This is a genomic window from Bradyrhizobium sp. IC3195 (genome assembly GCF_020193585.1).
Taxonomy (GTDB): domain Bacteria; phylum Pseudomonadota; class Alphaproteobacteria; order Rhizobiales; family Xanthobacteraceae; genus Bradyrhizobium; species Bradyrhizobium yuanmingense.
In genome coordinates, this window is the sequence record NZ_JADYVG010000059.1 from 1 (window position 1) to 2,064 (window position 2,064).

The following is a 2,064-nucleotide window of genomic DNA, read 5'->3' on the forward strand; positions in this document are numbered from 1 at the left end:
GGCGAGATCGTCGCGCGGCTTTGCGAGCACGCCTGGGTGCGCGAGGCGGTGGTAGTGGCGGGCCAGAACGGCGCCGGCGACAAACATCTGATCGCCTATGTGGTCTGCGCGCCCGAGGCCGGCTCGGGCGAGGGCGATGGAGGCGGGGTTGCGGGCGCCTTGCGGGCGCACTTAAGTGCGCGGCTGCCGGACTACATGGTGCCGAGTGCGTTCGTGCGGCTGGCGGCGCTTCCGCTCACGGTGAATGGTAAGCTCGATCGGAACGCGCTGCCGGCGCCGGCCGATCAGGCCTATGCGCTGGCGGCCTACCAGTCGCCGCAAGGTGCGGTCGAGACGGCGCTGGCGCAGATCTGGGCCGAGCTCCTTGGTGTCGAGCGCATCGGGCGCAACGACCACTTCTTCGAACTGGGCGGCCACTCGCTCTTGGCCGTGCAGATGTCGAGCCGGCTGTCACAGGCTGTCGGGGTCGAACTGCCACTGTCGACGCTGTTCGCAAGGCCAGTGTTGAGTGACCTGGCGGCAAGCATCGTCGAGCTGTTGAGCCGCTCCGGCCCGCACGAGCTGCCGTCGATTGTAGCCGTGTCGCGTCATGAGCCGCTTGTGCTGTCGTTTGCGCAGCAGCGGCTATGGTTTTTGGCTCAGCTGAACGAAGGCAGCACGAACTATCACATTCCGCTGGCCTTGCGATTGCGCGGGATGCTCGACCGCGGCGCCTGGCAGCGCAGCCTTGACCGTCTGTTTGCGCGTCATGAGGCGCTGCGCAGTGTGTTTGTCGCGACTCAGGGCAAGCCCCGGGTTGAGGTTCTGCCGCCGGACGCGGGTCTGCCGATAGTTGAGCATGATCTGCGGGAGAGATCGGATGCGGAAGCGGCATTTTTGGATCTGTGCCATGAAGAGGGGCGCACGCCATTCGATCTTGTGCGCGGTCCGCTGATCCGCGGGCGGCTGATCCGCACCGCCGACGAGGAACACGTCTTCCTACTGACCCAGCATCACATCGTCTCTGACGGTTGGTCGATGGGCGTGCTGCTGCGTGAACTTAGCCAGCTCTACCGGGCATTCCAGGCTGGGCAGGACGATCCTCTGCCGCCGCTTGCGATCCAGTATCCGGATTACGCAGCCTGGCAACGCCAATGGCTGTCGGGGAAACGGTTGCAGAAGCAGGCGCAGTATTGGCGTAGCGCCCTGGCAGGCACAGCCCGTCTTGTCTTGCCGACGGACCATGCGCGGCCTGCCCAGCAGTCGTTTGCCGCGGCCACGGTCCCGATCACCGTCGATGCGGATTTGACGCGGGAGCTGAAGCGGCTGAGCCTACAGCATGGCACGACGTTGTTCATGATGGTGCTGGCGGCCTGGGCGGCGGTGCTGTCGCGTCTGTCCGGGCAGGACGATCTTGTGATTGGCGTGCCGAGCGCCAATCGGGGGCACCGCGAGATCGAAGAGCTGATCGGGTTCTTCGTCAACACCCTGGCGCTTCGGCTGGACCTGTCGGGCAAGCCGCGCGTGTCGGAGCTTCTGGAGCGGACGCGGCGCACGGTGCTGGCTGCGCAGGAGCATCAGGACCTGCCGTTCGAGCAGGTGGTGGAGATCGTGCAGCCGCCCCGGGCTCTTGATCACACGCCATTGTTCCAGGTGATGCTGGCCTGGGAGAACAATGCGGTTGGGTCATTGGACCTGCCGGGGCTGAGTGTCGAAGCTGCCGGGGAGGAGATTGATCAGATCAAGTTCGATCTGGAGCTGAGCCTTGGCGAGCAGGGCGAGGAGATCGCCGGAACACTGGCTTATGCCACGGCGCTGTTTGATCAGGCGACGATCGAGCGGCAGCGGGATTATCTGCTGGCGCTGCTGCGGGCGATGGCTGCCGATGCGCAGCAAGAGGTCCACCGGATTGAGCTGCTCTCGACTGCCGAGCGCACGTATCTGCTGGAGGAGCTGAACCGGACGGCGGCGCCGTATCCTGCGGAGCGGTGCATCCACGAGCTGTTCGAGGCGCAGGTGCACAAGGCGCCGGATGCGGTGGCGGTGGTCTGCGAAGATGAGCAGCTGAGCTACGGCGAGCTCAAT

At 65.4% G+C, this 2,064-nt stretch carries 1 protein-coding gene; it reads left to right on the top strand.

Annotation, left to right across the window (positions count from 1 at the left end):
- Positions 1-2,064, top strand: a 2,064-nt coding sequence (locus I6F09_RS37050; RefSeq protein WP_225190192.1) for a condensation domain-containing protein, incomplete at both ends; no start/stop codon positions are given.